Origin of the sequence: Cyanobium gracile UHCC 0139 (genome assembly GCF_034931325.1) — a bacterium.
GTDB classification, from domain to species: Bacteria; Cyanobacteriota; Cyanobacteriia; order PCC-6307; family Cyanobiaceae; genus Cyanobium; species Cyanobium gracile_B.
This window is the reverse complement of sequence record NZ_JAYGHX010000004.1, coordinates 197,685-223,171: the sequence shown is the minus strand read 5'-3', so window position 1 is coordinate 223,171 and position 25,487 is coordinate 197,685. Positions and strand designations below refer to the sequence as shown.

General features: G+C 70.3%; 28 protein-coding genes and 1 tRNA gene. 18 read left to right on the top strand and 11 right to left on the bottom strand.

Annotated features, from left to right (window positions below):
• Positions 1-22 precede the first annotated feature (22 nt).
• Entirely contained in the window at positions 23-583 is a 561-nt protein-coding gene (locus tag VB738_RS08845) for an NUDIX hydrolase (protein ID WP_323305396.1), read from the top strand.
• Positions 583-2,085, top strand: a complete 1,503-nt coding sequence (locus VB738_RS08840) for an FAD-binding domain-containing protein (protein WP_323305395.1) — start codon at positions 583-585, stop codon at positions 2,083-2,085. The genes VB738_RS08845 and VB738_RS08840 overlap by 1 nt, the downstream gene beginning before the upstream one ends.
• Before the next feature lie 23 nt (positions 2,086-2,108).
• Here VB738_RS08840 and VB738_RS08835 read toward each other — a convergent pair whose 3' ends face one another.
• Both VB738_RS08835 and VB738_RS08830 read right to left on the bottom strand, forming a co-directional pair.
• The gene (locus VB738_RS08835) at positions 2,109-3,311 is read right to left on the bottom strand and encodes a DegT/DnrJ/EryC1/StrS family aminotransferase (RefSeq protein WP_323305394.1); all 1,203 of its coding nucleotides are present in this window, start codon (positions 3,309-3,311) and stop codon (positions 2,109-2,111) included.
• 54 nt (positions 3,312-3,365) lie between these two features.
• On the bottom strand, positions 3,366-3,950 hold the full coding sequence (locus VB738_RS08830) for a thioredoxin family protein (RefSeq protein ID WP_323305393.1): 585 nt from the start codon (positions 3,948-3,950) through the stop codon (positions 3,366-3,368).
• On the opposite strand from VB738_RS08830, the gene VB738_RS08825 reads away from it, so the two are divergent.
• The gene (locus VB738_RS08825; RefSeq protein ID WP_323305392.1) at positions 3,949-4,596 is read left to right on the top strand and encodes a hypothetical protein; all 648 of its coding nucleotides are present in this window, start codon (positions 3,949-3,951) and stop codon (positions 4,594-4,596) included. The genes VB738_RS08830 and VB738_RS08825 overlap by 2 nt on opposite strands.
• Before the next feature lie 19 nt (positions 4,597-4,615).
• On the opposite strand, the gene VB738_RS08820 is transcribed toward VB738_RS08825, so the two are convergent.
• Positions 4,616-5,314: a 4'-phosphopantetheinyl transferase family protein gene (locus VB738_RS08820; RefSeq protein ID WP_323305391.1), complete on the bottom strand. Its 699-nt coding sequence runs from the start codon at positions 5,312-5,314 to the stop codon at positions 4,616-4,618.
• Between the two features lie 105 nt (positions 5,315-5,419).
• On the opposite strand from VB738_RS08820, the gene fabI reads away from it, so the two are divergent.
• The 3 genes from fabI (at position 5,420) to VB738_RS08805 (ending at position 8,430) form a co-directional block, all read left to right on the top strand.
• Entirely contained in the window at positions 5,420-6,202 is a 783-nt protein-coding gene (gene fabI / locus VB738_RS08815) for an enoyl-ACP reductase FabI (RefSeq protein ID WP_323305390.1), read from the top strand.
• A gap of 463 nt (positions 6,203-6,665) precedes the next feature.
• Entirely contained in the window at positions 6,666-7,217 is a 552-nt protein-coding gene (locus tag VB738_RS08810; RefSeq protein WP_323305389.1) for a hypothetical protein, read from the top strand.
• Positions 7,218-7,269: 52 nt separating this feature from the next.
• Positions 7,270-8,430 (top strand): glycosyltransferase, encoded by a 1,161-nt coding sequence (locus tag VB738_RS08805; RefSeq protein WP_323305388.1) that lies wholly within the window; start codon positions 7,270-7,272, stop codon positions 8,428-8,430.
• Here VB738_RS08805 and VB738_RS08800 read toward each other — a convergent pair.
• Complete coding sequence (locus VB738_RS08800; RefSeq protein ID WP_323305387.1) at positions 8,421-9,023, bottom strand: carbonic anhydrase; 603 nt, start codon at positions 9,021-9,023, stop codon at positions 8,421-8,423. The genes VB738_RS08805 and VB738_RS08800 overlap by 10 nt on opposite strands.
• Before the next feature lie 113 nt (positions 9,024-9,136).
• Between VB738_RS08800 and hisB the strand changes: the two genes are divergently transcribed.
• From hisB to VB738_RS08785, 3 genes are all read left to right on the top strand, one after another.
• On the top strand, positions 9,137-9,811 hold the full coding sequence (gene hisB, locus VB738_RS08795) for an imidazoleglycerol-phosphate dehydratase HisB (protein WP_323305386.1): 675 nt from the start codon (positions 9,137-9,139) through the stop codon (positions 9,809-9,811).
• A 42-nt stretch (positions 9,812-9,853) separates the two neighbouring features.
• Complete coding sequence (locus tag VB738_RS08790) at positions 9,854-10,012, top strand: hypothetical protein (protein ID WP_323305385.1); 159 nt, start codon at positions 9,854-9,856, stop codon at positions 10,010-10,012.
• A gap of 84 nt (positions 10,013-10,096) precedes the next feature.
• Complete coding sequence (locus tag VB738_RS08785) at positions 10,097-11,578, top strand: carotenoid oxygenase family protein (RefSeq protein ID WP_323305384.1); 1,482 nt, start codon at positions 10,097-10,099, stop codon at positions 11,576-11,578.
• Positions 11,579-11,617: 39 nt separating this feature from the next.
• Here VB738_RS08785 and VB738_RS08780 read toward each other — a convergent pair whose 3' ends face one another.
• Both VB738_RS08780 and VB738_RS08775 read right to left on the bottom strand, forming a co-directional pair.
• The gene (locus tag VB738_RS08780) at positions 11,618-12,382 is read right to left on the bottom strand and encodes a glycosyltransferase family 32 protein (protein ID WP_323305383.1); all 765 of its coding nucleotides are present in this window, start codon (positions 12,380-12,382) and stop codon (positions 11,618-11,620) included.
• Between the two features lie 173 nt (positions 12,383-12,555).
• The gene (locus VB738_RS08775; RefSeq protein ID WP_323305382.1) at positions 12,556-12,720 is read right to left on the bottom strand and encodes a Nif11-like leader peptide family natural product precursor; all 165 of its coding nucleotides are present in this window, start codon (positions 12,718-12,720) and stop codon (positions 12,556-12,558) included.
• Positions 12,721-12,800: 80 nt separating this feature from the next.
• Here VB738_RS08775 and VB738_RS08770 point away from each other — a divergent pair, with 80 nt between their 5' ends.
• Together VB738_RS08770 and VB738_RS08765 are read left to right on the top strand one after the other, a co-directional pair.
• Positions 12,801-13,097: a YciI family protein gene (locus tag VB738_RS08770; RefSeq protein ID WP_323305381.1), complete on the top strand. Its 297-nt coding sequence runs from the start codon at positions 12,801-12,803 to the stop codon at positions 13,095-13,097.
• Entirely contained in the window at positions 13,097-14,350 is a 1,254-nt protein-coding gene (locus tag VB738_RS08765; RefSeq protein ID WP_323305380.1) for a glycosyltransferase family 4 protein, read from the top strand. The genes VB738_RS08770 and VB738_RS08765 overlap by 1 nt, the downstream gene beginning before the upstream one ends.
• On the opposite strand, the gene VB738_RS08760 is transcribed toward VB738_RS08765, so the two are convergent.
• Positions 14,323-14,937, bottom strand: a complete 615-nt coding sequence (locus VB738_RS08760) for a glycosyltransferase (protein ID WP_323305379.1) — start codon at positions 14,935-14,937, stop codon at positions 14,323-14,325. The two genes, VB738_RS08765 and VB738_RS08760, sit on opposite strands and share 28 nt — an antisense overlap.
• 138 nt (positions 14,938-15,075) lie before the next feature.
• Here VB738_RS08760 and VB738_RS08755 point away from each other — a divergent pair, with 138 nt between their 5' ends.
• Together VB738_RS08755 and VB738_RS08750 are read left to right on the top strand one after the other, a co-directional pair.
• Positions 15,076-15,396: a hypothetical protein gene (locus tag VB738_RS08755; protein WP_323305378.1), complete on the top strand. Its 321-nt coding sequence runs from the start codon at positions 15,076-15,078 to the stop codon at positions 15,394-15,396.
• 217 nt (positions 15,397-15,613) lie between these two features.
• Entirely contained in the window at positions 15,614-16,777 is a 1,164-nt protein-coding gene (locus VB738_RS08750; RefSeq protein ID WP_323305377.1) for a hypothetical protein, read from the top strand.
• On the opposite strand, the gene rdgB is transcribed toward VB738_RS08750, so the two are convergent.
• Positions 16,774-17,436: an RdgB/HAM1 family non-canonical purine NTP pyrophosphatase gene (rdgB, locus tag VB738_RS08745; protein ID WP_323305376.1), complete on the bottom strand. Its 663-nt coding sequence runs from the start codon at positions 17,434-17,436 to the stop codon at positions 16,774-16,776. The genes VB738_RS08750 and rdgB overlap by 4 nt on opposite strands.
• Positions 17,436-18,905: a phosphoglucomutase/phosphomannomutase family protein gene (locus VB738_RS08740; RefSeq protein WP_323305375.1), complete on the bottom strand. Its 1,470-nt coding sequence runs from the start codon at positions 18,903-18,905 to the stop codon at positions 17,436-17,438. Before VB738_RS08740 ends, rdgB begins: the two co-directional genes overlap by 1 nt.
• Before the next feature lie 114 nt (positions 18,906-19,019).
• On the opposite strand from VB738_RS08740, the gene VB738_RS08735 reads away from it, so the two are divergent.
• Positions 19,020-20,564, top strand: a complete 1,545-nt coding sequence (locus tag VB738_RS08735) for a TM0106 family RecB-like putative nuclease (RefSeq protein ID WP_323305374.1) — start codon at positions 19,020-19,022, stop codon at positions 20,562-20,564.
• On the opposite strand, the gene VB738_RS08730 is transcribed toward VB738_RS08735, so the two are convergent.
• Positions 20,522-21,502 carry a folate-binding protein gene (locus VB738_RS08730; protein WP_323305373.1) on the bottom strand — a complete coding sequence of 327 codons (981 nt, stop codon included), beginning with the start codon at positions 21,500-21,502 and terminating at the stop codon, positions 20,522-20,524. The two genes, VB738_RS08735 and VB738_RS08730, sit on opposite strands and share 43 nt — an antisense overlap.
• A 37-nt stretch (positions 21,503-21,539) precedes the next feature.
• Entirely contained in the window at positions 21,540-22,133 is a 594-nt protein-coding gene (pyrE, locus tag VB738_RS08725; protein WP_323305372.1) for an orotate phosphoribosyltransferase, read from the bottom strand.
• 130 nt (positions 22,134-22,263) lie between these two features.
• Between pyrE and VB738_RS08720 the strand changes: the two genes are divergently transcribed.
• The 4 genes from VB738_RS08720 (at position 22,264) to VB738_RS08705 (ending at position 25,382) form a co-directional block, all read left to right on the top strand.
• Positions 22,264-22,827 (top strand): Occludin/ELL family protein, encoded by a 564-nt coding sequence (locus VB738_RS08720; protein ID WP_323305371.1) that lies wholly within the window; start codon positions 22,264-22,266, stop codon positions 22,825-22,827.
• A 30-nt stretch (positions 22,828-22,857) separates the two neighbouring features.
• Positions 22,858-22,930, top strand: a tRNA-Ile gene (locus VB738_RS08715).
• 149 nt (positions 22,931-23,079) lie between these two features.
• Positions 23,080-24,354 carry a hemolysin family protein gene (locus VB738_RS08710; protein WP_323305370.1) on the top strand — a complete coding sequence of 425 codons (1,275 nt, stop codon included), beginning with the start codon at positions 23,080-23,082 and terminating at the stop codon, positions 24,352-24,354.
• Positions 24,355-24,389: 35 nt separating this feature from the next.
• The gene (locus VB738_RS08705; protein WP_323305369.1) at positions 24,390-25,382 is read left to right on the top strand and encodes a Gfo/Idh/MocA family oxidoreductase; all 993 of its coding nucleotides are present in this window, start codon (positions 24,390-24,392) and stop codon (positions 25,380-25,382) included.
• Positions 25,383-25,487 lie beyond the last annotated feature (105 nt).

The following is a 25,487-nucleotide window of genomic DNA, read 5'->3' as shown; positions in this document are numbered from 1 at the left end:
TGGGGGCCCAATGGCCTGCCCCATGGCTCCCCTGCCGCCCCCCGAGCCCAGCACCCATCTGGAGACCACCGCCGCCCTGCAGGCCCGCAAGGTGCGCTTCGAGCTCAACCGGGTGGTGCTGCCGATCGGCATCGAGGGCACCTACGGCGTGATCCGCCATCCGGGCGCCTCCCTGGCGGTGCCCGTGCTTGAGGACGGCCGGGTGGTGATCCTGCGCCAGTACCGCTTCGCCGTTGCCGGGAGGCTGCTGGAGTTCCCGGCCGGAACCCTGGAGGAAGGGGAGGAGCCCCTGGGCTCGATGCGGCGGGAGCTGGAGGAGGAGACCGGCTACAGCGCCAGCCGCTGGGATCCCCTGGGCGCCATGCACCCCTGCCCCGGCTACTCCGATGAGGTGATCCACCTCTTCCTGGCCCGGGATCTCACCCTGCTGCAGGATCGCCCCCCCGGCGACGACGACGAGGACATGGAGGTGCTGCTGCTGCAGCCGGCCGAGCTGGATGCGCTCCTGGCCAGTGGTGACGAGGCCCTGGATGGCAAGACCGTGACCGCCTGGTACCGCGCCCGCCAGCTGCTCGGATTCTGATGGCCCCGGAGCGCTGGCTGTTCTGGCACCGCCGCGACCTTCGCCTGGCCGACAACCTGGGCCTGGCGGCGGCGGCCGCCGCAACCCCGGCGGTCACGGGCCTCTACGTGCTGGATCCGGCGATCGTGGCCGACCCGCTGATGGCGCCGGCCCGGGCCTGGTTCCTGTGCGAGAGCCTGCGCGAGCTGGCGGCCCGCTGGCGGGCGGCGGGCAGCCGGCTGCTGATCCTGCGGGGCGACCCGGCTGCCCTGGTGCCCCTGGCGGCCCAGGCGGCGGGGGCCGCGGTGGTGGCCTGGAACCGGGAGGTGGAGCCCTACGGCCGCGAGCGCGACCGGCAGGTGGCGGCCGCGCTGCGGGGCCAGGGCACCCGGGTGCTGGTGGACTGGGACCAGCTCCTGGTGGCGCCGGAGGCGATCCGCACCGGCGCCGGGGAGCCCTACCGGGTCTATGGCCCCTTCCTGCGCAACTGGCGCGGCCAGGTGGAGGGACGGGCTGCACGCGGCGCCGGATCGGCCGGCAGTCTGGAGCCGGTGGCGGCGCCGAGCGGTCTGCTGGACCTTGATCCCGGCGCCCTGCAGGGGGAGCGTGCTTCCTTGTGGGAGGCCCTGCCCCGGCTGGACGCCATGCCCAGCGCCGAGGAGCTGGGCTTCTCCTTCAGCGGCGCCGATCTCTGCCCCTGTCGCCCCGGGGAGGCGGCGGCGCTGTCCCAGCTGCAGGCCTTCGCCGACGGCGGCGTCAACGGCGGGCCCCTGACCGCCTACGAGCCCGGTCGCAACCTGCCGGGGGAGGCCGGCACCTCCGGGTTGTCCGCCGCCCTCAGCTTCGGCACCCTCAGCCCCCGCCAGGCCTGGGCCGCCGCCCGGGAGGCTCGCGCCCTCGCCCGCAGCACCGAGGCCCTCACCTCCATCGGCGTCTGGGAGCAGGAGCTGGCCTGGCGCGAGTTCTACCAGCAGGCCCTGTTCCATTTCCCCGAGCTGGCCGACGGCCCCTATCGCCCCCAGTGGCGCCACTTCCCCTGGGAGGACGACCCGGTACGGCTGCGGGCCTGGGAGGAGGGGCTCACCGGCTTGCCGATCATCGATGCCGCCATGCGCCAGCTGAACGAGAGCGGCTGGATGCACAACCGCTGCCGCATGATCGTGGCGTCCTACCTCGTCAAGGACCTGATCATCGACTGGCGCCACGGCGAACGGGCCTTCATGGTCCGCCTCGTGGACGGCGATCTGGCGGCCAACAACGGCGGCTGGCAGTGGAGCGCCAGCAGTGGCATGGATCCCCGGCCCCTGCGCATCTTCAATCCCTCCACCCAGGCCGCCAAGTTCGATCCGGAGGCCACCTACATCCGCCGCTGGCTGCCGGAGCTGGCCCATGTGGCCACCGCCGACCTGATCAGCGGCGACATCGCACCGCTGGAGCGGCGCGGCCACCCGGCGCCGATCGTCAGCCACAAGATCCAGCAGGCCCGCTTCAAGGCCCTCTACGCCGCCCTGCCCCGGGGCTAGGCGGCCCGGGGCAGAGCCTGGCCTCAGGCGACGACGGCTTCGGCTCCCACCAGGCTGCGCACCGCGGCGATGACGCTGTCCTGCTGCGCGGCGCTGAGTTCGGGGAAGATCGGCAGGCTGAGCACCTCGGCGCAGAGCCGTTCGGTGATCGGCAGGCTGCCGGGTCCATAGCCGAGGGACGCGTAGGCCGGCTGCCGGTGGATGGGAATCGGGTAATAGATGATCGTCGTCACGCCCGCCTCCTGGAGCTGCTGCTTGAGCCAGTCGCGGCAGCAGGCCTCGGGCAGCCCGTAGCTGGCGCTGTCGGCCGCGGGGGTGCAGCGCCCCCCGCAGGCGCTCGTGGCGGCCGGGCAGCGGGGCACCCGCACCACGAACTGGTTCCAGCTGTGGCCCTCGGGCCCGGGGGCCGCGGGAACGAGCCCGGGCAGACCCGCCAGTTCCCGCTGGTAGCGCTCGGCGATGGCCCGGCGCCGCTCCACCCAGCCGGCCAGGTGGGGCAGCTTGACCATCAGGACGGCGGCCTGCATGGCATCGAGGCGGCTATTGTAGCCCAGATCGGTGTGCAGGTAACGGCGGGGCATGCCGTGGACCGCCAGCTCCCGGATCCGCTGGGCCAGCCCGGCGTCTGCGCAGACCACCATGCCACCGTCGCCCGCGGCGCCCAGGTTCTTGGTGGGAAAGAAGCTGAAACAGCCGGCATCGCCCCAGCCGCCCACCGGCCGACCGGCCCAGCTGGCGCCGCTGGCCTGGGCGCAGTCCTCGATCACCCGCAGGCCATGGGCGGAGGCGATGGCATTGATCCGCTCCATGTCCACCGGCCGGCCGAACAGGTGCACCGGCATCAGGGCCCGGGTCGCGGGGGTGATGGCGGCCTCGATCCCCTCCGGATCGATCAGGTAGGTGTCCGGGTCCACGTCGACGAAGACCGGTGTGGCCCCCACGGCGCTGATCGCCTCGGCGGTGGCGAAGAAGCTGAAGGAGCTGGTGATCACCTCGTCACCGGCGCCGATCCCCAGGGCCCGCAGGGCCAGAACCAGGGCATCGGTGCCGCTGTTGCAGCCGATGGCGTGGGGGACCCCGCAGGCCTCGGCGAAGGCGGCCTCGAAGCCGCTGATGGTGCTCCCCCCGATGTACTGGCCACTGCGCAGGACCTCCAGGACGGCCTGATCGAGGGCGTCTCCCAGCTGCTGCAGTTGCTCGCTGAGACTGAAGGGGGGCACATGCATGGCGGCAACATTAAGCCTGCGGATCCGACCGCCGCCGCCGGCCCACTGGAAGATTCAGCCGCCGAACCAGGGGGGCTCGGCACCGGCCCGCCACTTGATGTTGCAGCCGATCGCCGGCCGCTGCGGTTCCGGCACCGGCCGCCCCTCCAGCAGGGCCGCCAGGGCCGCCCGCAGATCCCGGCCGTCGCAGGGCTCGCCGCCGGGGCGGCTGCCATCCAGCTGGCCCCGGTACGCGAGCCGGTGGGCCCGATCGAAGAGAAAGACGTCCGGTGTGCAGGCGGCCCGGAAGGCACGGGCTACGCCCTGGTCGGGGTCCTGCAGGTAGGGGAAAGTCCAGCCGCAGGCAGCGGCCTGGGCCGCCATCCCCGCCGGGCCGTCCTGGGGATGGCTGGCGGTGCTGTTGCTGCAGAGGCCGATCAGTCCCGCCTGCCCCTCCAGGTCGCCCTGCAGCCGGGTGAGTTCCGCTTCCACATGCTTCACGAATGGGCAGTGCGGGCAGAGGAACAGCACCAGCACGGGGCTCCCGGCCGGGGCGGCGGCTGCGAGGGGGCCGCCGCTGACGGGCCGCAGAGCGGCCCGCATGGCGTCCAGCGGCAGAGGTGTGCCGAGGGGCAGCATGGTGGAGCTCGTGAGGACCATGGCTGTGCTGCCGCCCTTGCTGCCGAGCGGATGGGGGAGGCCGGGCAAGGATCATCGCCGCCATCGAGCCTTCCCCGCCGTGCCGCCACCGTGCCGTCTGCTGGTGCTGCCGCTTCTGGCGGCCGTGCTCGCCGGCTGTGTGCCCGCCGATCAGCGCCCCAGCGGACGGGTGTACCCCCTGCCGAGACACCAGCCCAACGACGGGCTCGCCGTGGTGAGCCGGCCCGGCGGCGAAGGCCTGCACATCTGGATCGAGACCGACACCGCGCGCCCCGGTGTCTGCCGGCCGCGCTGGCTTCCGGACGCCGCCCGGCTGCGGGGTGGCAACGGCCCCCAGCCCACCAGCTTCGGGCTGGCGCCGCGGCAGGAGTTCTTCCAGGTCCTGGAGCGGGGGACGGTGCGGCTGGCCCTGCGCCGCCAGATGGAGGCGCTCTGCCGCCAGCGGGCCCCCGGCAGCACCTTCCTGTGGGAGCCGCCGCCGCGGACCGCGGCCGAGCACCGGCCGCCGGTCCTGCCCCTGCTGGAGGAACCCGACCTGCTCAGCGATCCCCGGGCGATCCGGCGGGCCGAAAAGCAGTTGCTGGGGTTGCCCCTCACCCCCGACGACCGCGAGGAGCCCGAGGAGACGGGCCACGGGGGCTGGTGACGACCGCTGCCCGAGCGGCTCAGGCCAGGGCGGCGGCGCCCACGTACCCCTCCGGCAGCAGCAGGGGCCAGGTTTTCGGTTCCGGATCCCTCGGGGCCGGCGACGGGCCGAACAGACCCCTTCCCCTGGCCTTGAGGCGCGCCTCCAGCCGGCACCAGGCGGCCAGGAAGGCCTGCTCCCGCTCCTCCTGCGGCAGGGTGGCGATGGCGTCCCATTCTCCCGGCGGCAGGCAGCGGCGGGCGATGCCCTGCCACTCCGGCACCGGTCGCCGCTGCTCCAGATCCACCCCCACCGGCCGGCGGGGGTGAAAGCCCAGCAGGATCAGGTCGCCGGAATGGGAGACGTTGAAGCGGAGGGTCGGCTCCGCCCCGCCCCGGCCTGAGGGCGGCGGGCCAAGCAGTTCCGGCTTGCCATGGGGGCCCGCCCCCAGCACGAGGTCGGCGGGGTCGCACCCCAGCCAGCTGCCCAGGATCAGTCGCAGGGCGCCGCGACCGAGCAGGAAGCGCTCGCCATCCCCCTCGCCCCGAAGCCGCTCCAGGCGTTGCCGCTCGCCTGAATCCAGCAGTTCCCCCAGGGGGGTGAGCAGCGCCCGGACGTGGGGATCGCGGCGGTCGATCAGCAGCAGCAGGGGAAGCCCATCGGGCCCGGCAGGGGGCCAGGGCGGCGGGGCCGGGTCCGTCCGGGAGGGCCAGCGCCGGGGCAGGAGCTCCTTCGGCATCACCGCCGGCCGCCGTCAGGGCCAGGCCGGTGCAGGGAACGGGCCCCCGCGGGTGGGGGAGAATCGCCGGACTGCATTCCTTCGCCCTCCGGCGCTCCGTTCCCCATGCTCCTAGATCTGCGCGGCAAGAAGGCTCTCGTCACTGGCATCGCCAACAACCGCTCGATCGCCTGGGGCATCGCCCAGCAGCTGGCGGCGGCGGGCTGCGAGCTGGGCATCACCTACCTCCCCGACGACCGGGGTCGCTTCGAGGGCAAGGTGCGGGAGCTCACCGCCCCCCTGAACCCGAGCCTTTTCGAGCCCCTCGACGTCCAGAACCCGGCCCAGATCGAGGCCCTGTTCCAGCGCATCGCTGAGCAGTGGGGCAGGCTGGATGTGCTGATCCACTGCCTGGCCTTCGCCGGCAAGGACGAGCTGGTGGGAGATTTCAGCGCCATCTCTCCGGAGGGCTTCGCCCGGGCGCTGGAGGTGAGCGCCTATTCCCTGGCGCCGCTGTGCCGCCATGCCAAACCCCTGTTCAGTCCGGGGGCCAGCGTGATCACCCTGAGCTATCTGGGCGCCGAGCGGGCGATCCCGAACTACAACGTGATGGGCGTGGCCAAGGCGGCCCTGGAAGCCTCGGTGCGCTACCTGGCGGCGGAGCTCGGCCCCGAGCAGCAGGTGCGGGTGAACGCCATCAGCGCCGGCCCGATCCGCACCCTGGCCAGCTCGGCGATCGGCGGCATCCTGGACATGATCCACAACGTTGAGGAGAAGGCCCCCCTGCGCCGCACCGTGACCCAGGACGAGGTGGGCGCCACCGCCGCCTTCCTGGCCAGCCCCCTGGCCAGCGGCATCACCGGCCAGGTGATCTACGTGGATGCGGGGTACTGCATCACCGGGATGTGAACCAGCCCTGGCTTCTGTCGGCCGAGGGATGGATGGCATTGGAGAGTGCTTGAGCGATCCTATGCGCCGAACCATTGTTGATAAGGGCATCGCTGGACTTGGTAATCGCCTACAGGTCCTGGGCCATTGCTGTGATCTCTCCAGGCGATGGAACGCCGTTCTGTGTGTTGACTGGACCCATAATTCATGGGGTGATTCTTTCGAGAACTACTTTTCGCTGGCATGTCCTTCAGAGCCAGCTTTTCGGCGGTCTGATGGTGATTTTGGCCTTGTGCTTCCAGCGCGTTATGCAAGCTGTATCACGCAAGACCCCGTGAAATGTGATTCCTTGCCGGATGGGGCATTTCTGACTGTTCAGGAAGCAGCCCTGAGTGGTCCCTGGGACACCATGGTCGTTTGCCGATATCTGGCTCGGTACTCCAATCGGATGTTTCGGATTCTTCGGTTGCATCGAGAACTCAGAATGGCGGTTGTTGATCGAATGGGCGATTTTGATCTGTCGCCGGGCAAGTATGACTGCTGGCATATTCGTCACACCGATGCCTCGGGCGGAAGCCCTCTCGACATTCTGAAGGCCATTGCTCGCTACTCAGGCAGCGGCAAGAAAGTTGTGATCACAGACAGTGTAGAGGTCGTCGACTTGTGTGTTTCCTATGGAATCATCTGCCCGTCCATCATTCCTGCGCTCAAGCGTGGAAGCCGGCACGGCGTCCATCATCTCAGGGAGGCACAGCTTGGCCAGCAGGGGTTGACCAAGCAGGAGGTCAATCGTTCGGCCGTGGTTGACCTGATGATCGCCGGTCTGGCGCGTCAATTCTGGGGGACATGTCAGCGATCGACCTTCAGCGAATTCATTTATCGTGGCAGACTTGTTTCTTGGTTTGATTCTGCGATTTGCGACAAAAGATTGAACCTGCTCTGCTGGTCCAATGCCGTCATCGCCAGCTTCCTCCTGCGTTGCTATCTTAGCTACAAGATACGCTTGGGCCGGCGTTTGGGATGGATGCTCGAATGATTCTGCGACGAATGAATTTCCCTCGTTGTCACGGTGATTCGTTGTCCCAATGATGCCCAGTCGAACCGGCGCCGATTCCGTTCCCCAGCATCTGTCCCATGTGCTGCTCTTCTGGTTCGGCGATGACTGGGGTGTTTACGGCCGCACCTATGAGCAGATCGCCACGACGCTGAGCCGTTGCCACCATGTCCAGCAGGTTCTGGTCGTTCTGCCCTCCTCCAAGGGGGAGACGCTGACCACGTCCCTGCAGATCGTCTCCGACAGACTCGCCGTTGCCCGTCTCTACTGGAGGCCGGGTGGGATCAGCCCCTTGCGGCTGAGAAGTCTCGGTTCGCTGCTGAAGCTGCAACGGGAGCGCTTCGCCCTGCGACGACAGATTCGATCCCTGGGGTTCCGGGAGCGGAACACCCTGCTGTGGTTGTTCCCGCCCCATCCGGTCCTGGATGAGCTGGTGCGCCAGGTGCCTGCTGCAGCCAGAATCATCCAGATCGTCGATGATTTCACCCTGGTCGACAAGACCGACTGGTACTACCCCTTTGCGGTGGATCAGTATCCGCGCCTCGGATCCATCGCCGACCTGATCGCCGTCACCTCGAAGGCGAACGAACAGAAGTTTTCGTCCCAGGCTGCCTGTGTCCGCATCGATCAGGCCGTGAGCTCGGCGTTCCTGGCGGAGCCCACCGACTTCCAGCCCGCCGGGGCTCAGCCGGTCCTGGGCTATGTGGGCACGTTCTGGGATCGCACCGACGTCGAACTGCTCCGGAGAATCGCCCTGGAGCGGCCCCACTGCCGGCTCCTGCTGGTGGGTCCCGAACTCAACCGGCGCCTGTCGGACTCCGGCCTTCTCGGGCTCGGCAATGTGGAGTGGCTGGGGAGCCTGCCCAACGATCAGGTGCCGATGCAGCTGAAGCGGATGAATCTCTGCCTGATCCCCCATCTCGATACGCCCTTCTCGCGGTCGATGAGTCCGCTGAAACTCTTTCAATACATCGCCAGTGGCAAGCCGGTGGTTTCTTCCGCCGTGGAAGGGTTGGAGCTGGCCGGTGATCTGATCCGGATCGAAAAGGATCCCGCCCGTTTTCTGCAGGCCATCGATGAGGAACTGGCCTCCGACAGCCCGGAGAAGTTCCGTGCACGGGTGGCCTTCGCCGCCGCCCAGACCTGGGAGAGCCGGGTGGAGCGGATCCTGGCGGCCCTGCCGGTTCAGCCCTGAGGCATCGGCATCACCGCCCCCATCCATTCGATGCTGGTGGTGTGCAGGTTGTAGTACGCCGCCTCCACCTGCAGCCGTCCCGAGCGGAGCCTGTCGGTGAGCATCACGCTGGAATCGACGAGGTTGCGGGCGGCGTTGAGGGTGTGATGCCGGCAGGCTTCCTCCAGGTTGTGTTCGCCGCCGAGGCTGAACAGTTCCATGCGCAGCTGGCCCACCACCTGGGACAGGCTCGGCGTCAGGTTGAGTTCCCGGTCGAAGGCGGCCGCCACCGCACCGCAGGCGGCGTGGCCGAGCACCACGATCACCGGCACCTCCAGGTGGCTGACGGCGTACTCGAGCGAGGCAATCGCGGCCACGGTGCTCATCGTGCCGGCATTGCGCACCACGAACAGATCGCCGAAGCCCGTGTCGAACAGCAGTTCCACCGGCACCCGCGAATCGGCACAGCCCAGGACCGCCGCCACGGGAGTCTGGCCTGCTTCCACCTCCAGCATCCGCAGGCGATCGCTGTGGGGGTGCTGCACCCGGCCGTCGAGAAAGCGCTGGTGCCCGGCGCGCAGCTGATCGAGGACGGCACCCGGACGTTCATCCATGGCACTCACCCCACCACCCCTGGCGGCCCGGCGCCGTAGCGCTTCACACCATGGGCCCACCAGTCCCGTGAGCGGCCATCGCGTCGCCGGAGCAGGGCCCTGGGGGCTTTGGCATGATTCAGGTCCGGCCCGTCGCCTCCGCCCGCGTGTCCATCAGCTCTTCGCGAACCGGCCCTGCACGCACCGGCGACGTGCATCGCGTCACCGGTGAAACCGACGTGCATGTGGCCCTCGACCTCGATGGCACCGGCCGCTGCCAGGTGGCGACCGGCGTGCCGTTCCTCGACCACATGCTCCACCAGATCGCCAGCCACGGCCTGCTGGACCTGGAGATCACCGCCCGGGGCGACACCCACATCGACGACCACCACACCAACGAGGACGTGGGCATCGCCCTGGGCCAGGCCCTGGCCCAGGCCCTGGCCGATCGCCGCGGCATCCGCCGCTTCGGCCACTTCCTGGCCCCCCTCGATGAGGCCCTGGTGCAGGTGGCCCTCGACTGCTCCGGTCGGCCCCACCTCAGCTACGACCTGGCCATCCCGGCCCAGCGCATCGGCACCTACGACACCGAACTGGTGCGCGAGTTCTTCGTGGCGGTGGCCAACAACGCCGGCCTCACCCTGCACATCCGCCAGCTGGCGGGGGTGAATTCCCATCACATCGTCGAGGCCGGTTTCAAGGCGTTCGCCCGCGCCCTTGACCAGGCGGTGGAGATCGATCCCCGCCGCGGCGGGGCCGTTCCCAGCAGCAAGGGGGTGCTGGAGCGCGCCGGCCACGCCGGTGCCTGACCGGTACGCCGCCACTAGCATCAGGTGATCTGCGTACGCGCCATGCGTCCTCTCCTTCTGCTGGTGGCGGGTTTCACGGCCGCCCTCGCCGTGGCGGCCCCGGCCCGTGCCGCCGACTGCCTGCCGGGCCAGGTCGAGGCCGCCCCCTGTGCCGTGGCCCAGCCCCCTTGTCCTGTGGTGGAGCTGCCCTGCGAGGGCTGAGGGTGATCCGCGCCCACACCTTCACACTCCGTTACGTGATAATCGGTTCAGCGCCCTGCGCTGTACTTCCCGTGGGCTGACCCGATGACCGTTGCCTCCCCCGCCGCCGCGGCCACCCCTGCCTACGACCGCGCCGACTGGGCCAGCTCCTTTCGCAATGTCAGCGTCGAGCTCAGCGACGAGCCCCTCGTCGCCGCCCGTGGTGCCATCCCGGCGGATCTGAGCGGCACCCTCTACCGCAACGGCCCGGGCCGGCTCGAGCGTGGTGGCCACTGGGTCCATCACCCCTTCGACGGCGACGGGATGATCACGGCCCTGCGCTTCGCGGATGGTGGGGCCCGCCTCAGCAACCGCTTCGTGCGCACCGAGGGCTGGCTGGCCGAGGAGAAGGCCGGCACGGTGCTCTACCGGGGCGTGTTCGGCACCCCCAAGCCCGGAGGCCCGCTGGCCAACGCCTTCGACCTGCGGCTCAAGAACATCGCCAATACCCATGTGGTGCGACTCGGCGACCAGCTGCTCGCCCTCTGGGAGGCCAGCTCCCCCCATGCCCTCGATCCCCTCAGCCTCGAGACCCGCGGTCTGACCCTCCTGGACGGGGTGCTCAAGCCGGGCGAGGCCTTCAGCGCCCATCCCCGCTTCGATCCCGGCCACCACGGCGCCCCCCGCATGGTCACCTTCGGGGTGAAGGCCGGCCCGCGCAGCACCGTGCGCCTGATGGAATTCGCCGCCGATGGCCCCGGGGCCGGCACCCTGTTGGCCGACTCCAGCCACAGCTTCGGCGGCTTCGCCTTCCTGCACGATTTCGCCATCACCCCCAACTGGGCGGTGTTCCTGCAGAACGCCATCGACTTCAACCCCCTCCCCTATGTGCTCGGCCGCAAAGGGGCGGCCCAGTGCCTGAAGTCCCGGGCCGGTGCCCGTGGCCAGTTCTGGCTGATCCCCCGCCAGGACGGCGCCTTCGCCGGCCAGGAGCCGCGGGTGCTGGAGGCGCCGGAAGGTTTCGTGTTCCACCACCTCAACGCCTGGGAGGACGGCGATGCGGTGGTGGTCGACAGCATCTTCTACGCCGATTTCCCCTCCATCGGCCCCGACCAGGACTACAAGGAGGTCGACTTCGACCGCATTCCCGAGGGTCTTCTGGAGCGCTGCCGTCTCGATCTGGCCAGCGGCACGGTCACGGCCACGCGGCTGAGCGAGCGCACCTGTGAATTCGCCATGGTGGCTCCGGCCCGGGTGGGGCTCGAGAGCCGCTACGGCTGGATGGCGGTGGCCGAGCGGGAGCGCGGCAACGACCCCCTCCAGGCCCTGATGAAGCTCGATCTCGCCACCGGCGAGTCCCGGGTCTGGAGTGCGGCGCCCCGCGGCTTCGTCAGTGAGCCGATCATGGTGCCCCGTACCGGCGCCACGGCCGAGGATGACGGCTGGGTGCTCGGCCTGGTCTGGAACGGCGCCCGCAGCGCCAGCGATCTGGTGATTCTGGATGCCGCCTCAATGGCCGAGGTGGCCGTGCTCGAACTTCCCCTGGCCATCCCCCATGGGCTGCATGGCAGCTGGGTGGCGGCCTGAGGCCACGCCCTGCTTCGGTCGGGTCGCTGGGGTGGGGGATCAGCGCCGCAGCAGCCCTCGGGCGCGGCGCGCCAGCTTCCGGGCCAGGTTGAGCAGGGGCCAGAGCAGGGAGAGGGGAAAGGGCTGGCGGATCAGCGGGGCTTCGGCTTTGCGGTAATCCTTGTAGAGCCGCCGGTGGGCGTCTGGATCGGCCGAGCCATCGAAGAGGCTGTAGTGCAGGCCGATCTCCTCGCTGCCGCCCAGCCGCCGGTGGGGATGGGCCGCCAGGATCCGCTGGATGCTCTGCGTGTAGACGACCGGGCCGGTGGTGCAGATCACCGCCTCCCAGGGATGGGGGAAGGCGAAGGGATTGAAGCGATCGATGTTGCTGAGCACCGCGGCGATCACGGCGGCCAGATAGGGGTGGCCAGGGGAGGCGATGACGTGCCACTGCTGGAATTCACCACCCGGGACGGCGGCCAGTCGCCGGTGGGTGCCCCAGCCGGCATGGGGGCTGCCCGGCGAATGGTCCCACTGGCTCAGCAGGAAGGCGTCATCGTCACGCAGCCCCTCGGAGAGTGGCCGGGTGACGCCGACCTTGACGTCCAGGTAGACACCACCGCAGTGGTAGATGCACAGATAGCGAAACAGATCGGCCCGGGCGGCACCGTAGGCGGGATCGATGCGCAGATAGCGGGCCAGGATCGCCTCGCCGTAGGTGTCGCCGATGAAGCGTTCACGATCGCGATCCTCGTAGAAGCGATAGGTGAAGTCCGGGTTGAGGGCTTCGATCGCGCGGCAGTTCTCCTCCAGCACGGCCGGCATCCGACTCCTGGTGCTGAACGTCTGGTGGATGATCCTGGGGATGCCGCGGCTGGCCGGAGGATGGGAGGCCAGGGACGCCCCAGAAAGCAACCATGGGCTGGCCCGGTTCAACCCGCTCCGCTCCTGCATCGTTTCTCCTTCATCGTCCAGCCGTGACAGGCCCGGGGCAGGCCTCAGCCTCGCGAGAAGCGACTGAAGGTGGCGGGGGAGAAGGTATGACCTTCGGAGAGGGCGATGGCCACCACGGCATCGGTGTCGGCGGCCGCATCCACACGGGCCTTGAGAGCAGGATCGGCCGCCACCTTGGCGAGGAAGGCGGTGAGCTGGGATTTCGACATGGGACCATCGGCTACGGAATCTCCGTCCTACTCCCTTCCGGAGCGTGGCCCGGAGCCCGATCCGGTGTTCCGCTCCCGCCATGGCCTGGTTCATCAAGACCGAGACCTTCCGGCTTCCCCATGACGCGGTGATTCCCCACCTGCAGGAGCATCGCCGCTGGGTGGAGCGGCTGCGCCGGGAGGGCCGCAGGATCAGCAGCGGCTATCTGGTGGACGATCAGGGGCGGCCCGGCGGCGGAGGTCTGCTGCTGCTCGAGGCTCCCGACCATGACGCCGCCCTCGCCCTGGTGCTGCAGGATCCGATGGTGATCGCGGGGTGTGTGCACTGGCAGCTGCAGGGGTGGCGGCCGGCGGTGGGGGACCTGGCGGTGTCGTGATGACGGATCGACGTGTCCTGGTCATCTCGAGGATCGGCGTCGGCCCGCCCTACGCCGGCAACCGAAGCCGCATGGCCGCGTTGCTCGACGACCTGCGGGCCCTGGGCTTCGAGCTCCATTTCGCCGGCGTCGAGCTCTCCGCCGAGGAGAAACGGGAGACCCGCAAGGCTGTCGACCACTGGATCCACGACTTCGTCTGGCCCGAAGGTGGCCGGCGGCCGCTGGCCTCCCGGATCCGACAGCGACTTGTCGGGGCCTGGCAGCGGCTGCGTCGTCGCGGCGGGCCGGGGCAGGACCAGGGCCTCCCCATCGGCAACCGCCCCCTGGACGACTGGTTTCATCCGAGCTGGCTCGTGCAGGCGCGCCGCCTGCAACAGGTCGGCAACTACAGGCGCGTGCTGGTGTCCTATGTGATCCATTCCGCCTTCTTTGAGGCCTTCGACTCCAGCTGTCTGAAGATTCTGGATTGTCACGATGTCTTCACGGATCGGAATGCCATGCTCCAAAAGGCGCAGCTGGATCCTCAGGACTTCTGGATTTCATTGAACGCTGGCGATGAGCGCAGAGGATTACGGCGGTCCGATGTGATCCTCGGCATCCAGGAGCGGGAATCCAGCTATTTCCAGCACCTGACCCATGGCCGGCGTGTCGTCAGGACCGTCGGGCACATCATTGCATCCGATCCTTTGCCCTTCCCCGAAGTTCAGGCGTCCTCCGAAGCTGAGACTTTCGTCGTGGGTTATCTGGCCTCGGCCAATCCCCTCAATCGGGTGGGGCTGCGCTGGTTTCTCGAGGAGGTATGGCCGCTGGTCATGGACAGGGGTGGCCGCGGCCGGCTGGTGGTCGCCGGTGGGATCTGTGAGGCGATGGCCTTGCCTGAGGAGGTTGAGCTCCTAGGGATCGTTCCATCGCCCAGCGAGATCTATCGGTTGTCGCTGTTCATGATCAACCCCATGCGTTCCGGCACCGGCTTGAAGATCAAGACGATCGAAGCCATGGCCCATGGCCGGGCGATTGTGACCACGCCAGCGGGTGTGGAGGGGATGGCCCTGGCTCCGGGCGTTGCGGTGGCTGGAACGGCTGACGACTTCGCGGCGGCCATGCTCGCCTATCTCCGCGATCCTGCGGAGGCCCGAGTCGCCGGCGCCGCTGCCGCGGAGCACCTCGGCGGCCTGAGGCAGCAGGTGCGGAGCTCCCTGCTGGAGGCCCTCGACACCCCTCCGGTTCAACGGTTTCGGACGGTCTTCCGGTAGGCCGTGGCGATCGGCTGTGCCATGGCCTCCCAGGTCAGGGAACGGCCGAGGCGGCTGTTGTGGGCCCGCATCCCGCCGAGGTTGCGGGTCTCGATCCTGGCCAGGGCCTCCGGCAACAGGCCGGGGGCGAAGTATTCGGCCCCGGCATCACCCGGCAGGTCGTAGACCCTGGCGGCCTCCGGGAGCACCATGGGACAACCGAAGGTGAGCCCGAGCGAGACCACCCCCGAGGTGAGCGTGGCGGTGTAGGGCGCCACCAGCACATCCGCGAGGGAAAAGAGTGCGGACACATCCACGTCCGACACGTAGCCGATGCGCAGGCGAATGCGTGGGTCGCTCGCTGAGGCTTCGTTGAGCCAGTCCGTTGAGACTCCCGGGATGGGGGCCCCTGCGACCAGGAGCCTGTAGTGGGAGCCCGGCCGATGACGGAAGGCCTCCACAAGTGACTCGAGGCCTTTGTAACGACGGATGTTGCCGAAGAACAGAAAGGTGAAGTCGGCGTCGCTGATTTCGGTCTCCCTGGCCAGGGCTTCTGATCTTGATGGGTTGGCTGGGTAGTCCTCCGGGTAGCCGGCATGGGCCGCCACGATCGCTTTGCTCTGGAGCGAAACGCCGTATTCCTCTTCAGCTCGGTGAATCGATGATGCGCTGTGAAAATGAATGCCGTTGGCAAACCTGATGATCAGCCTTCGAATCGTTAACTCCCTGCCAGGGTCCGGGCATTCATGGCTAATCAGGTTGTGCACCGTCCAGAACAGTCTGCCTCCCCGGAGCCTGAACAATCCCAGGTCGAACAACATCAGAACGTACCAGGTCAGGAATCGGATCCTGGAGTGGGCGTAGATGGCTTGATCTGTCAGGCCATTCAGCCAATGCAGATGAACGATTACAGTCCTGGAATACAACCGTTGTTGCCGGAGAAAAGCCCCGAAGAGTGGAGGGTGATCCTTGACGGTGACGCTGAAGCCCTGCTGGATGAGCGCTTCAGCAAGTCGCTTCTGGTAGGGGTTGAAGCGTCGCTTGTCGGGCAGGAAGACGACCCTTGATTCCTGCCGGCGCCCCCTCCTTTCTGAACCGGACATGGCTGGAGGGCAGGACGGTTTCATCCAGATCAAGGATACAGGCCCTGCCCTGCGTCGCGCCCGATCGGCAACCCACGCGCCCCATGTCGGAGGCGGCCGGTGTCTCCGACATGGGCTGGTCTCGGGGATGGCCGGGATCGGCACCTTTAGAATCAAGAATCAATGGCCTACTCGTCCTGCCGTGACTGATTCAGCCAGGACGACAGGCCAACTCCTGCGTCTGTTCGTTGTCGGTTCCGAAGAGCCCTATCACCAGGCTCTCTTTGAGGCGCTGGAGACAATCTGCACGGTGCAGACACTGGCCCCCCGGCTCAGCTGGCGGGGCTGGCTGCCCTCCTTCGGCCGGCATCGCCGGGCCTGTGACCTCCCCCGGGGTGCCTTCTCCCGTCATCGCTGGCTGGTCAGGATGCTCGCCCCCGTGGTGGAGCGGCGCCTGCTGGCGACCTACGGCAAGGCCGACGCCCTGATCATCACCGATCCCCACTCCTGGCCCTACGCGATTCATCACCGCGCCCTCGCTTCCGTCATCGCCTATCTGGTCAGCGATGACTACGCGGCTTACCCCCATGTCCGACTCGACCAGGAACACGACGTGGTCGGTCATGCGGATCTGATCCTCCCGGTGTCGCAGCGCCTGGCTGAGGTGATCCGTGCTCGCTACGGCCTGGCGCCGACCCGCTGTCACATCATTCCCAACGGCATCCCCGCCTCCTGGTTGCCGGCGGAGCCCCCCGCCGAGACCTCCGGCCCACCATCCCAGCGTCCCCCCCTGCCGGGGGATCTGGTGCCGGCCGACTTCCGGCCCCTGATCGGCATCATCGGCGTGATCGGCAGCCGCATCGACCTGCTGCCGATCGTGGCGGCCCACGATGCGTTGCCGCAGCTCCGCTGGCTGTTCGTGGGGCCGGTGCGTCGCCAGGTGAGCGGCCTCGCCCACCTCCAGAACAGCCCGCGCTGCCGCTTCCTCGGCGCCATGCCCTACGGCGAACTCCAGGCCTGTTTCGCCACCCTCGATGCGGCCGTGCTGCCCCTCACCGACGGCGACATCAACCCCTGCAGCAGCCCCGTCCGCTTCTTCTCCCAGCTGCCCACCGGCCAGCCGATCCTCTACACCGGCACCTGCGCCCAGATCGCCGAAACGCCGCGCCTGGCCTATCACTGCGCCGATGGTCAGGCCCTCACGGCCACCCTCGAGCGCCTGGCCGCCTGCGGTTTCCGGGATGGCCGTGCCGCTGAGCGCCATCGATTTGCCACCGGATGCACCTGGCAGAAGCGGGCCGAAGCGATGGCCGACGCCCTGGCGGCAACGTTGCAGGCCCGTCGCCGCACCCGACCAGACCGCTAGGGAGACGTCGGGGTGGCTCCGGTGGCGCCCAGCAGCTCCCGCAGGCCCGGCTCCAGCCGGGCGAAGGCCTGCCCCCGGTGGCCCAGCCGCCCCTTGAGGCCCTTGTCCATCTGCGCGTAGGTCAGGCCCGTCTCCGGCACGAAGAACACCGGGTCGTAGCCGAAGCCGCCGCTGCCACGCGGGGCCTCCAGGATCTCCCCGTCGCAGCGGCCCTCCACCTCCAGGCGGATCGCTCCACTGGGATCGGCCACCGCCAGGGCCGCCACGAAGGCCGCCCGCCGGTCCGGCGGGCGGCCCTGAGCGCACCGCGCCCGGTCGGCTTCTCCCAGCTCCCGCACCAGCCGGGCGATCCGGGCGGGGTCGCTGTCGGCATAGCGGGCCGAATGGACCCCGGGGGCGCCGCCCAGGGCCGCCACCTCCAGGCCGGAATCATCGGCCAAGGCCCAGTGGCCGGTCGCCCGGGCCACCGCCTCGGCCTTCAGCCGGGCATTGGCGGCGAAGCTGGTGCCCGTTTCTTCCACCTCCATGCCCTCGGGCTGGGGCCGCACCTCCAGGGGCAGGGAAGCCAGCAGGTGGGAAAGCTCTCTGATCTTGCCTGTGTTGCCGCTGGCGATCACCAGCACGGTGGGCGCCACGCCGGGCTCCGATGGGCTGACCATCAGATGCTCTCCGCCAGCTGGCGGGCCCAGGCCAGCACTGCCCGCACCCGGTCGGCGTCGGGCGCTTCGCAGTAAAGGCGCAGCAGGGGCTCGGTGCCGGAGAAGCGCAGCATCAGCCAGTGGCTGGGGCCCATCCGCAGCTTGACGCCATCGGTGCGGTTCACCTCCAGCACCGCCGCGCCGGCCACCTCCTGGGGCGGATCCTGGGCCAGCAGCGCCTCCAGCCGGCGGCGGCTGGCCATGTCCGGCAGACGCAGGTCGAGGCGGTCGTAGACGCTGGCGCCCCCGCAGCGCCCCTGCAGGGCCTCCAGCCGGGCGCCGAGGGGCAGGCCCCCCTCCACCAGCGCCTCGATCAGCAGCAGGGCCGCGAACAGGGCGTCCCGCTCCGGCAGGTGGAGGCCGAAGCCCACCCCGCCCGATTCCTCTCCGCCCACCAGCACCTCGCCGCTGAGCATCTCGGCGGCGATGTACTTGAAGCCGACGGGCATCTCGATCACCTCCCGGCCCAGGTCGGCCGCCACCAGGGCCATCAGATCGGAGCCGCTCACGGTCTTGACCACGCGACCCCCCAGTCCGCGGGCCCGGGCCAGGTGGTCGATCAGCAGGGGCATCAGCAGCTGGGTGCTGCAGAAGCGGCCCTGCTCGTCCACCGCGGCGATGCGGTCACCGTCGCCGTCGAAGACGATGCCCACCGCCGGCCGGCCGGAGGCCGTGGCCTGGCGCACCTCGGCGATCAGCCGCTCCAGGTAGGGCGCGAGCGGCTCGGGCGGGTGGCCGCCGAACAGCGGATCCCGCTCCCCCCGGATCTCCCGGATCACCCCGGCGGCCGCCCCCGCCTCCCCCAGCAGGGCCGGCAGCCCGCCGGCGGCCGAGCCGTGCATCGGGTCCACGATCACCTGCAGGCCGGTGGCGGCCAGGCCCGCCACCAGGGCCGCGGCGTCGACCTTGGCGCCGAGGCCCGCCAGGTAGGTGCCCATGGCATCGAAACGTTCGGTGGCGCCGGGAACCGGCACCGTCAGGCCTCCGGCCGCCAGGCGCTGCTCCACCCGGGCGGTGAAGTCGCCCTCCACCGAGCCGCCGAAGGGTCCCTTGATCTTCAGGCCCAGCCATTCCGGCGGGTTGTGGCTGGCGGTGATCACCAGGGCCCCCAGCGCGCCCCGCTCCACCACCGCCCAGCTGCAGGCCGGCGTGGGCACGGGGGTGGCGGCCAGCAGGGGCACCAGATCGGCCCCCCGCACGGCGGCGGCAATCGCCTCGGCCAGCTCCGGGGCCAGGAAGCGCCGGTCGTAGCCGATCACCACTTCCCGGCTGCCGAGGCCTTCCGGGGCGCTGGCGGCCAGTTCCCGGGCGGCGGCGGCCGCCACCGGCAGCAGGCGCTCCATGGTGATGTCCACCCCGAGGATGCCCCGCCAGCCATCGGTGCCGAAGTGGATCGGTCCGGCCTCGAGGGGCAGGGGGGCGGAGGCCATGGGCTGCGGGGAGGCGAGGGTGGGGCAGGCCGGTCGTAGCAGGCCAGGCCCTCCGGATGGCCGCGGCGGGTGCCGGCCTGATGGCAGGCCACCGTCCCCCCTAGCCTGCAGCCCATGCCCCAGACCCCGGACGCCGCCTCCCCCGGATCCCCCGTCCTCACCGACCGTCTGCTGCGCAGCTGGGTGCGCTGCCGGCGGCGGGCCTGGCTCGATCTCCATGGCGCCCCCCGGGAGCGGCTCTGGAGTGCCCACCGCGCCCTGGCCCTCGATGACCAGCTGCGCAGCTTCCAGAGCCTGCTGCCCCAACGCCCCGGCCACGGGGAGGGGGCTTGCCGCGAGGGGGCGCCCGGTGTGGTGGGCCTGCGGCTGACGGGAACCGGCCCCCGGGGCCTGCGCCTGGAGGCCCATCCGAGCCTGCTGGAGCGGGTCGAGGGACCCAGCCGCTGGGGCGCCCACAGCTACCGGCCGGTGCTGGCCCGCCAGGGCCGGCGCCTCACCCGGGAGCATCGCCTGCAGCTGGCCCTGTGGGGGCGGTTGCTGCAGGAGCACCAGCGGGCCCCCGTGCCCCATGGGCTGGTGGTGGCCGGCGCCGACCGGGGGCTGGAGCGGGAACGGCTCGCCCTCGGCCCCTCCCTGCAGCGCCAGCTCGACGAGAGCCTGGAGCGACTGGCGCTCGACCTGGCCCGCAGCGAGCCGCCGCCCCTGGTCAGCGACCGCAAGAAATGCACCCTCTGCAGCTGGCGCGGCGCCTGCGATCAGATCGCCACCGCGGAGGGTCACCTGAGCGAGGTGAGCGGCATCGGCGGCAAGCGCCGCGAGCTGCTGGTGGCGCTGGGCATCACCAGCCTCGACGAGCTCGCGGCGGCCGATCCGGATCGGCTGGCCGAAGACCTGGCCGTCCACAGCGAGCAGCATCGGGAGGTGGCCCCCCGGCTGGTGGCCCAGGCCAGGGTGCAGCAGGAGGGCATCCCCCGGCGCAGCGGCCAGGGGGCCGGCCCCGCCCTGCCGGAGCTCTCGGCGGCGCCCGGGGTGCTGCTCTACGACATCGAATCCGATCCCGATGCCCGCGACGACTTCCTCCATGGCCTGGTGCGGCTGGAGCGCGGTGCGGACGGCCGCTGGCCCGGGGCGCCGGGGCCGGGGGAGAGCCTGGGGAGCTACCAGCCCCTGCTCGCCCTGCAGGAGCACGGCGAAGCCCTGCTCTGGCGGCGGCTGAGCACGCTGCTGGCCCGCTACCCCGACTGGCCCGTCCTCCACTACGGCGAGACCGAGTCTGTCGCCCTGCTGCGGCTGGCCGAGCGCCAGGGGGCCAGCGAACGGGAGCGGGAGCGGTTGCGGGCCCGGCTGGTGGATGTGCACCAGCGGCTTCGGCGCCACTGGTTGCTGCCGGTCAACAGCTACGGGCTCAAGGCCGTCGCCGGCTGGCGGGGTTTCACCTGGAGCCAGAAAGGGGTCGACGGTGCCCGCTGCCTGCTCTGGTGGCGCCAGTGGCGGGAGGGCTCCGGCGGCCCGCGGCGGCCGAGCCGGCGGGCCCTGGGCCGCAAGCTGCAGCGAATCTTCCGCTACAACCAGGACGACAGCCTGGCCACCTGGGCGGTGGTCCGCTGGCTGCTCGATCAGGACGGGGCCTTGCCCCCCGGCCCCACCGGCGGCGACTGAAACGCCTCCGGCACCGAAAGGTGCAGGGCCACACCCGGGGCCGCCCCGGACAGCAGCTGGCTCTCCTGCAGCCAGGCCTTGCGCACCAGGGCCAGGCCGATCCAGCCCCCGTCTCCGGGGAGTTCCAGGCTGGAGGTGATCAGGCCGGCGCGGCCCCCGGCCCCGTCCTGCAGGGGCGTGCCCGCAGCCACGGCCCCCTCGGGGACAGCTTCGACGGGGACAGCCGTGGCCCACCAGCGGCGCAGCTGCTGCTTCACCCCGTCGTAGGTGGCCAGCTTGGCCAGGGTTTCCTGGCCCACGTAGCAGCCCTTGCTCAGGCTCACCCGCTCCGCCAGCCCCAGCTCGAAGGGGTTGATCTCCTCGTTGATCTCCCCCGGTGCCGCCGGCAGACCCTGCTGGATCCGCCAGCGTTCCGCCTCCTGGGGTTCCAGGGGGCGCCGTGCGGCCAGTACGGGGGGCAGGGGGGCCTCAGCAGGCAGCAGCAGGGCGTCCCCCAGCTGCCAGCCCGGCGAGCCCTCGAGCGGCGCCCAGGAGCCACCGGGCAGGGCCTCCGGCTCCGGTGCCCCCAACGGCTGGTGCAGGACGGCCGCCGTCACCGGACCCAGCCGCACCTTGTCGGCGGGGAACAGCACCCGGTCGAGGGCGGTGCGCACGGCCGCGGCATCCCCGTCGACGATCACCAGCCAGGCCCCGGCGTCGTCCACCAGCACCTCCGCCAGCGCCCGCAGCCGGGCCGTGGGGCTGATGCAGCAGGTGCCGAGCCACTGGCCAGGGCGGGCCCCCTCGAGGGCCTGGCTGGTCTGACCGTGCAGCACCCGCAGGGTGTCCGGGCCGTCGAGCCGCAGCAGTCCCACCGGCCGTGACCAGCGGCTCCCCTCCGGTGGTCTCCACGGCCAGGGATCGGCCGCCGTTGGCGTCGGGTTGGGGGAGGGAGCCATGGTGGAGCGGGTCGCGGGGTTCAGCCTGTCGCGGGGCTCAGCCTGCCGCGCCGTCCAGCCCGGCGGCCGTGGCGGCCACCTCCTCGAGCAGGAACAGGCTGCGCAGGTCGAGGCCCGCTTCCTCCATCGCCTCGGCCCCGCCCTCCTGGCGATCGACGATCGCCACCACCCGCTCCACGGCGTAGCCCGCCTCCTGCAGCTGGGCCACGGCCTTGAGGGCCGAGCCGCCGGTGGTGACCACGTCCTCGAGGACCGTGATCCGGCTCCCGGCCGGCGGCAGGGGTCCTTCGAGCCAGGCGCCGGTGCCATGCCCCTTGGCCTCCTTGCGCACGATCAACGCATCGAGGTCGCGGCCGGCCAGGGCGGCCTGCAGGGCCACCGCGCTCACCAGGGGATCGGCCCCCAGGGTGAGCCCCGCCACCGCGGCGGCGTCGCCCTCCACAAGCTCCAGCATCAGGCGGCCCAGCAGGGCCAGGCCGATGCCGCTGAGGCTCACCGGCTTGCAGTTGACGTAGTGCGGGCTGCGGCGGCCCGAGGCCAGGGTGAAGTCACCCAGCCGGTAGGCCCGCTCCGCCAGCAGGGCGAGCAGGGTGGAACGCTGTTGGCTGGGGCTGGAGGGCAGGGAGACCATCGACGTTGGGGAAGCGACGTTGGGGAGTGGCCTTGCGGAAGCGGCCGGTGCGGCTGGCCGGGGATGGGCGAGAGGGTCAGAGGTCGCTAACCTGTGGGCCCAACGCCCCGGAACTGGGCCCGCGGAACCCATGACAGCACCGATCCTGGCAGTGCCTGACCCCATCCCCGCCGGCCTTCGCCTCACCGCCCGCCTCGCTTCCGGTGCCACGGCCCTGCTCCCCTTGGTCGTCCTGGCCCCCGCCCTGGCCGGTCCGGTCCTCTGCACCACCACCCTCGAAGCCCCCATTCCCGGCTCGGCCGCTACGGGCCCGGTGGAGGTCACGCGCTGCGGCGTGACGCGCTCCGCTCCCGAGGTGATGCAGCAGCGCTTCTACAGCTATTCGGCCCCCTTCGCCCAGGGTGTCAACCTCCTGCACCAGATCACGGATCCCCTCGGTCTCTCGATCCCCGGCCGCGACGGCGGCAGGATCGTCGCCTTCGGTTTCCCCGACCAGAACATCGTCTGGGACGGAACCGCCATCGAGAACACGGCGTCGGTGATGCTCTCGGAGCAGAGCGGCCTGATGCCCCAGCGCACCGCTGACATCACCAACGGCTTCAGCACCAGCCTCGGGGCGGGGGCTGCCACCCCCACCTACGTCCGGCCGCCGGCCGGCACCACCTGGACTCCGCCGATCCGGGGCCTCTGGTGACGCCTTCGCCCAGGAGGTGGCTCGTCCGCCGGGGGTCTAGCAATCTGGTGAATGCAGCGAACTCATAATTCGCCTTAGGCGAGTTCGATCCTCGCGACCCCCATCCCCCCACGCGCCCCCCCATCCGAACCAGGTTGGTGTCGCTGGGGTTGAGCTGATGGAAGATCTCATCCCTCCGACCGGGAGGGCGGCCAGCACGGCGAAGACTGAGTCGGGCGGCGGGGCCTAACCTTCAGCCACGACAACCCACCGATGCGCTTCCTGGTCCTGGCGATCCTGTTGGCCCTGCTGGCCTTCTTCGCTGCCGGGGAGCTTGCGTTGATCCGTTTGCGGCCCAGCCGCGTCCAGCAGCTCGAGGAGGCGGAGGAGCCCGGAGCCCGATCCGTGGCCCGGCTCCAGCACCGGATGCGCAGCGTTCTGGTGGCCACCCAGCTGGGCCTGGTGCTGGCGCTGCTGGCCATGGGCTGGCTGGCTCGGGGGCTGGCGGAGCAGGTGGCCGGCTGGATGGGCCGGGGTGAGCAGGCCTGGATCGACGCCGGCGTCTTCCTGGTGCTGGCGTTGCTGGCGACCCTCCTGGGCGGCCTGGTGCCCAAGGCCTGGGTGCTGCACCGGCCCGAGGGTTCGGCCCTGCGGCTGGCGCCGCCGCTGGAGTCACTCACCCGCACCCTGGCGCCGTTGCTGCTGCTGATCGAGCGCTTCAGCGGCGGTCTGCTGCGGCTGCTGGGGCTGCCACGCAACTGGGATGAGCTGGTGCCGGTGCTCTCGGCCGGGGAGCTGGAGACCCTCATCGAGAGCGGCAGTGTCACCGGCCTGATGCCTGACGAGCGCAGCATCCTCGAGGGGGTGTTCTCCCTGCGGGACACGCTGGTGCGGGAGGTGATGATGCCGCGCTCCGGCATGGTCACCCTGCCGCTGGAGGTCACCTTCGCCCAGATGATGGAAGCGGTGCATGCCAGCCAGCACGCCCGCTTCCCGGTGATCGGCAGCTCCCTCGACGACGTGCGCGGCATGCTCGACCTGAGGCGGCTGGCCGAGCCGATCGCCCGGGGCCTCCTCCACCCCGACACGGCCCTGGCCCCCTGGATCGTTCCGGTGACCCAGGTGCAGGAAAGCGCCTCCCTCGCCGACCTTCTGCCGCTGATCCGCAGCGGCCAGCCCCTGCTGGTGGTGGTCGATGAACACGGCGGCACCGAGGGTCTGGTCACCGTGGCCGATCTCACCGGCGAGATTGTCGGCGAGGACGAGAACCCCCTGGAGACGGCCCAGGACCTGCTGCCCCTGGTCGATGGCACCTGGTCGGCGGCGGGGGACCTGGAAATCGTCGAGCTCAACCGCCAGCTGGGCCTGCAGCTGCCCGAGGCCGACGGCCATCACACCCTGGCGGGCTTCGTGCTGGAACGGCTGCAGCACATCCCTTCCCCCGGCGAAGGGCTGCGCTGGCAGGGCGTCCGCATTGACGTGCTCACGATGGACGGCCCCCGCATCGAGCGGGTTCAGATCACCCTCGCCAGCACGGACGGAACCTGATCATCGATAATGCGCCCATCTGCTCTGCCCCTGCCATGAACCCAGTGCTCGTGGGTGTCATCGGCATCGGCAACATGGGCTGGCACCACGCGCGGGTGCTGAGCCTCCTGCGCGATGCCGAACTGGTGGGCGTCGCCGACCCCGACGAGGCCCGCGGGCGGTTGGCGGTGGAGCAGTTCGACTGCCGCTGGTTCCCCGCCTACGAGGACCTGCTCGGCGAGGTGGAGGCCGTCTGCATCGCCGTTCCCACCCTGCTGCACCACCGGGTCGGCATGGCCTGCCTGCAGGCGGGGGTGCACGTGCTGATCGAGAAGCCGATCGCCGCCACCCAGGAAGAGGCAGCCGACCTGATCGGCGCGGCCGAGGCGGCCGGACGCCTGCTGCAGGTGGGCCACATCGAGCGTTTCAATCCCGCCTTCCGGGAGCTGCTGCGGGTGGTGGCCAACGAGGAGGTGGTGGTGCTTGAGGCACGGCGCCACAGCCCCAACGCCGACCGGGCCAACGACGTGTCGGTGGTGCTCGATCTGATGATCCACGACATCGATCTGGTGCTCGAACTGGCCGCCTCCCCGGTCGTGCGGCTGGCGGCGGCCGGCGGCCGCAGCTCCGATGGTCCGATCGACTATGTCAACGCCACCCTCGGCTTCGCCAACGGTGTGGTGGCCAGCCTCACGGCCAGCAAGATGGCCCACCGCAAGATCCGCAGCCTCAGTGCCCACTGCCGCAGCAGCCTGATGGAGACGGATTTCCTCAACCGCAACCTGCGCATCCACCGGCGTTCCCACGAATCGGTCAGTGCCGACCACGGCGAGCTGCTCTACCGCAACGATGGCTTCATCGAAGAGGTGAGCACCACCTCGATCGAACCCCTCTACGCCGAACTTGAGCACTTCCTTCAGTGCGTGCGTGGCCGGGAAACCCCGGCCGTGGATGGCCTGCAGGCCTCCCGGGCCCTGCAGCTGGCCGACCTGATCGAGCAATGCGTCGAGCAGCCCAACCTGTGCATGGCCCTCGAGGCGCCGATCTAGGGCCCTCCACTGGCGTCAGCCCGGAAGAGACGGCCTCACGGACAGGGGAGCCCGCTCCAGCTCGGTCAGCTCCTGCAGGGCCAGCAGCTGCCAGCGGCGGCAATC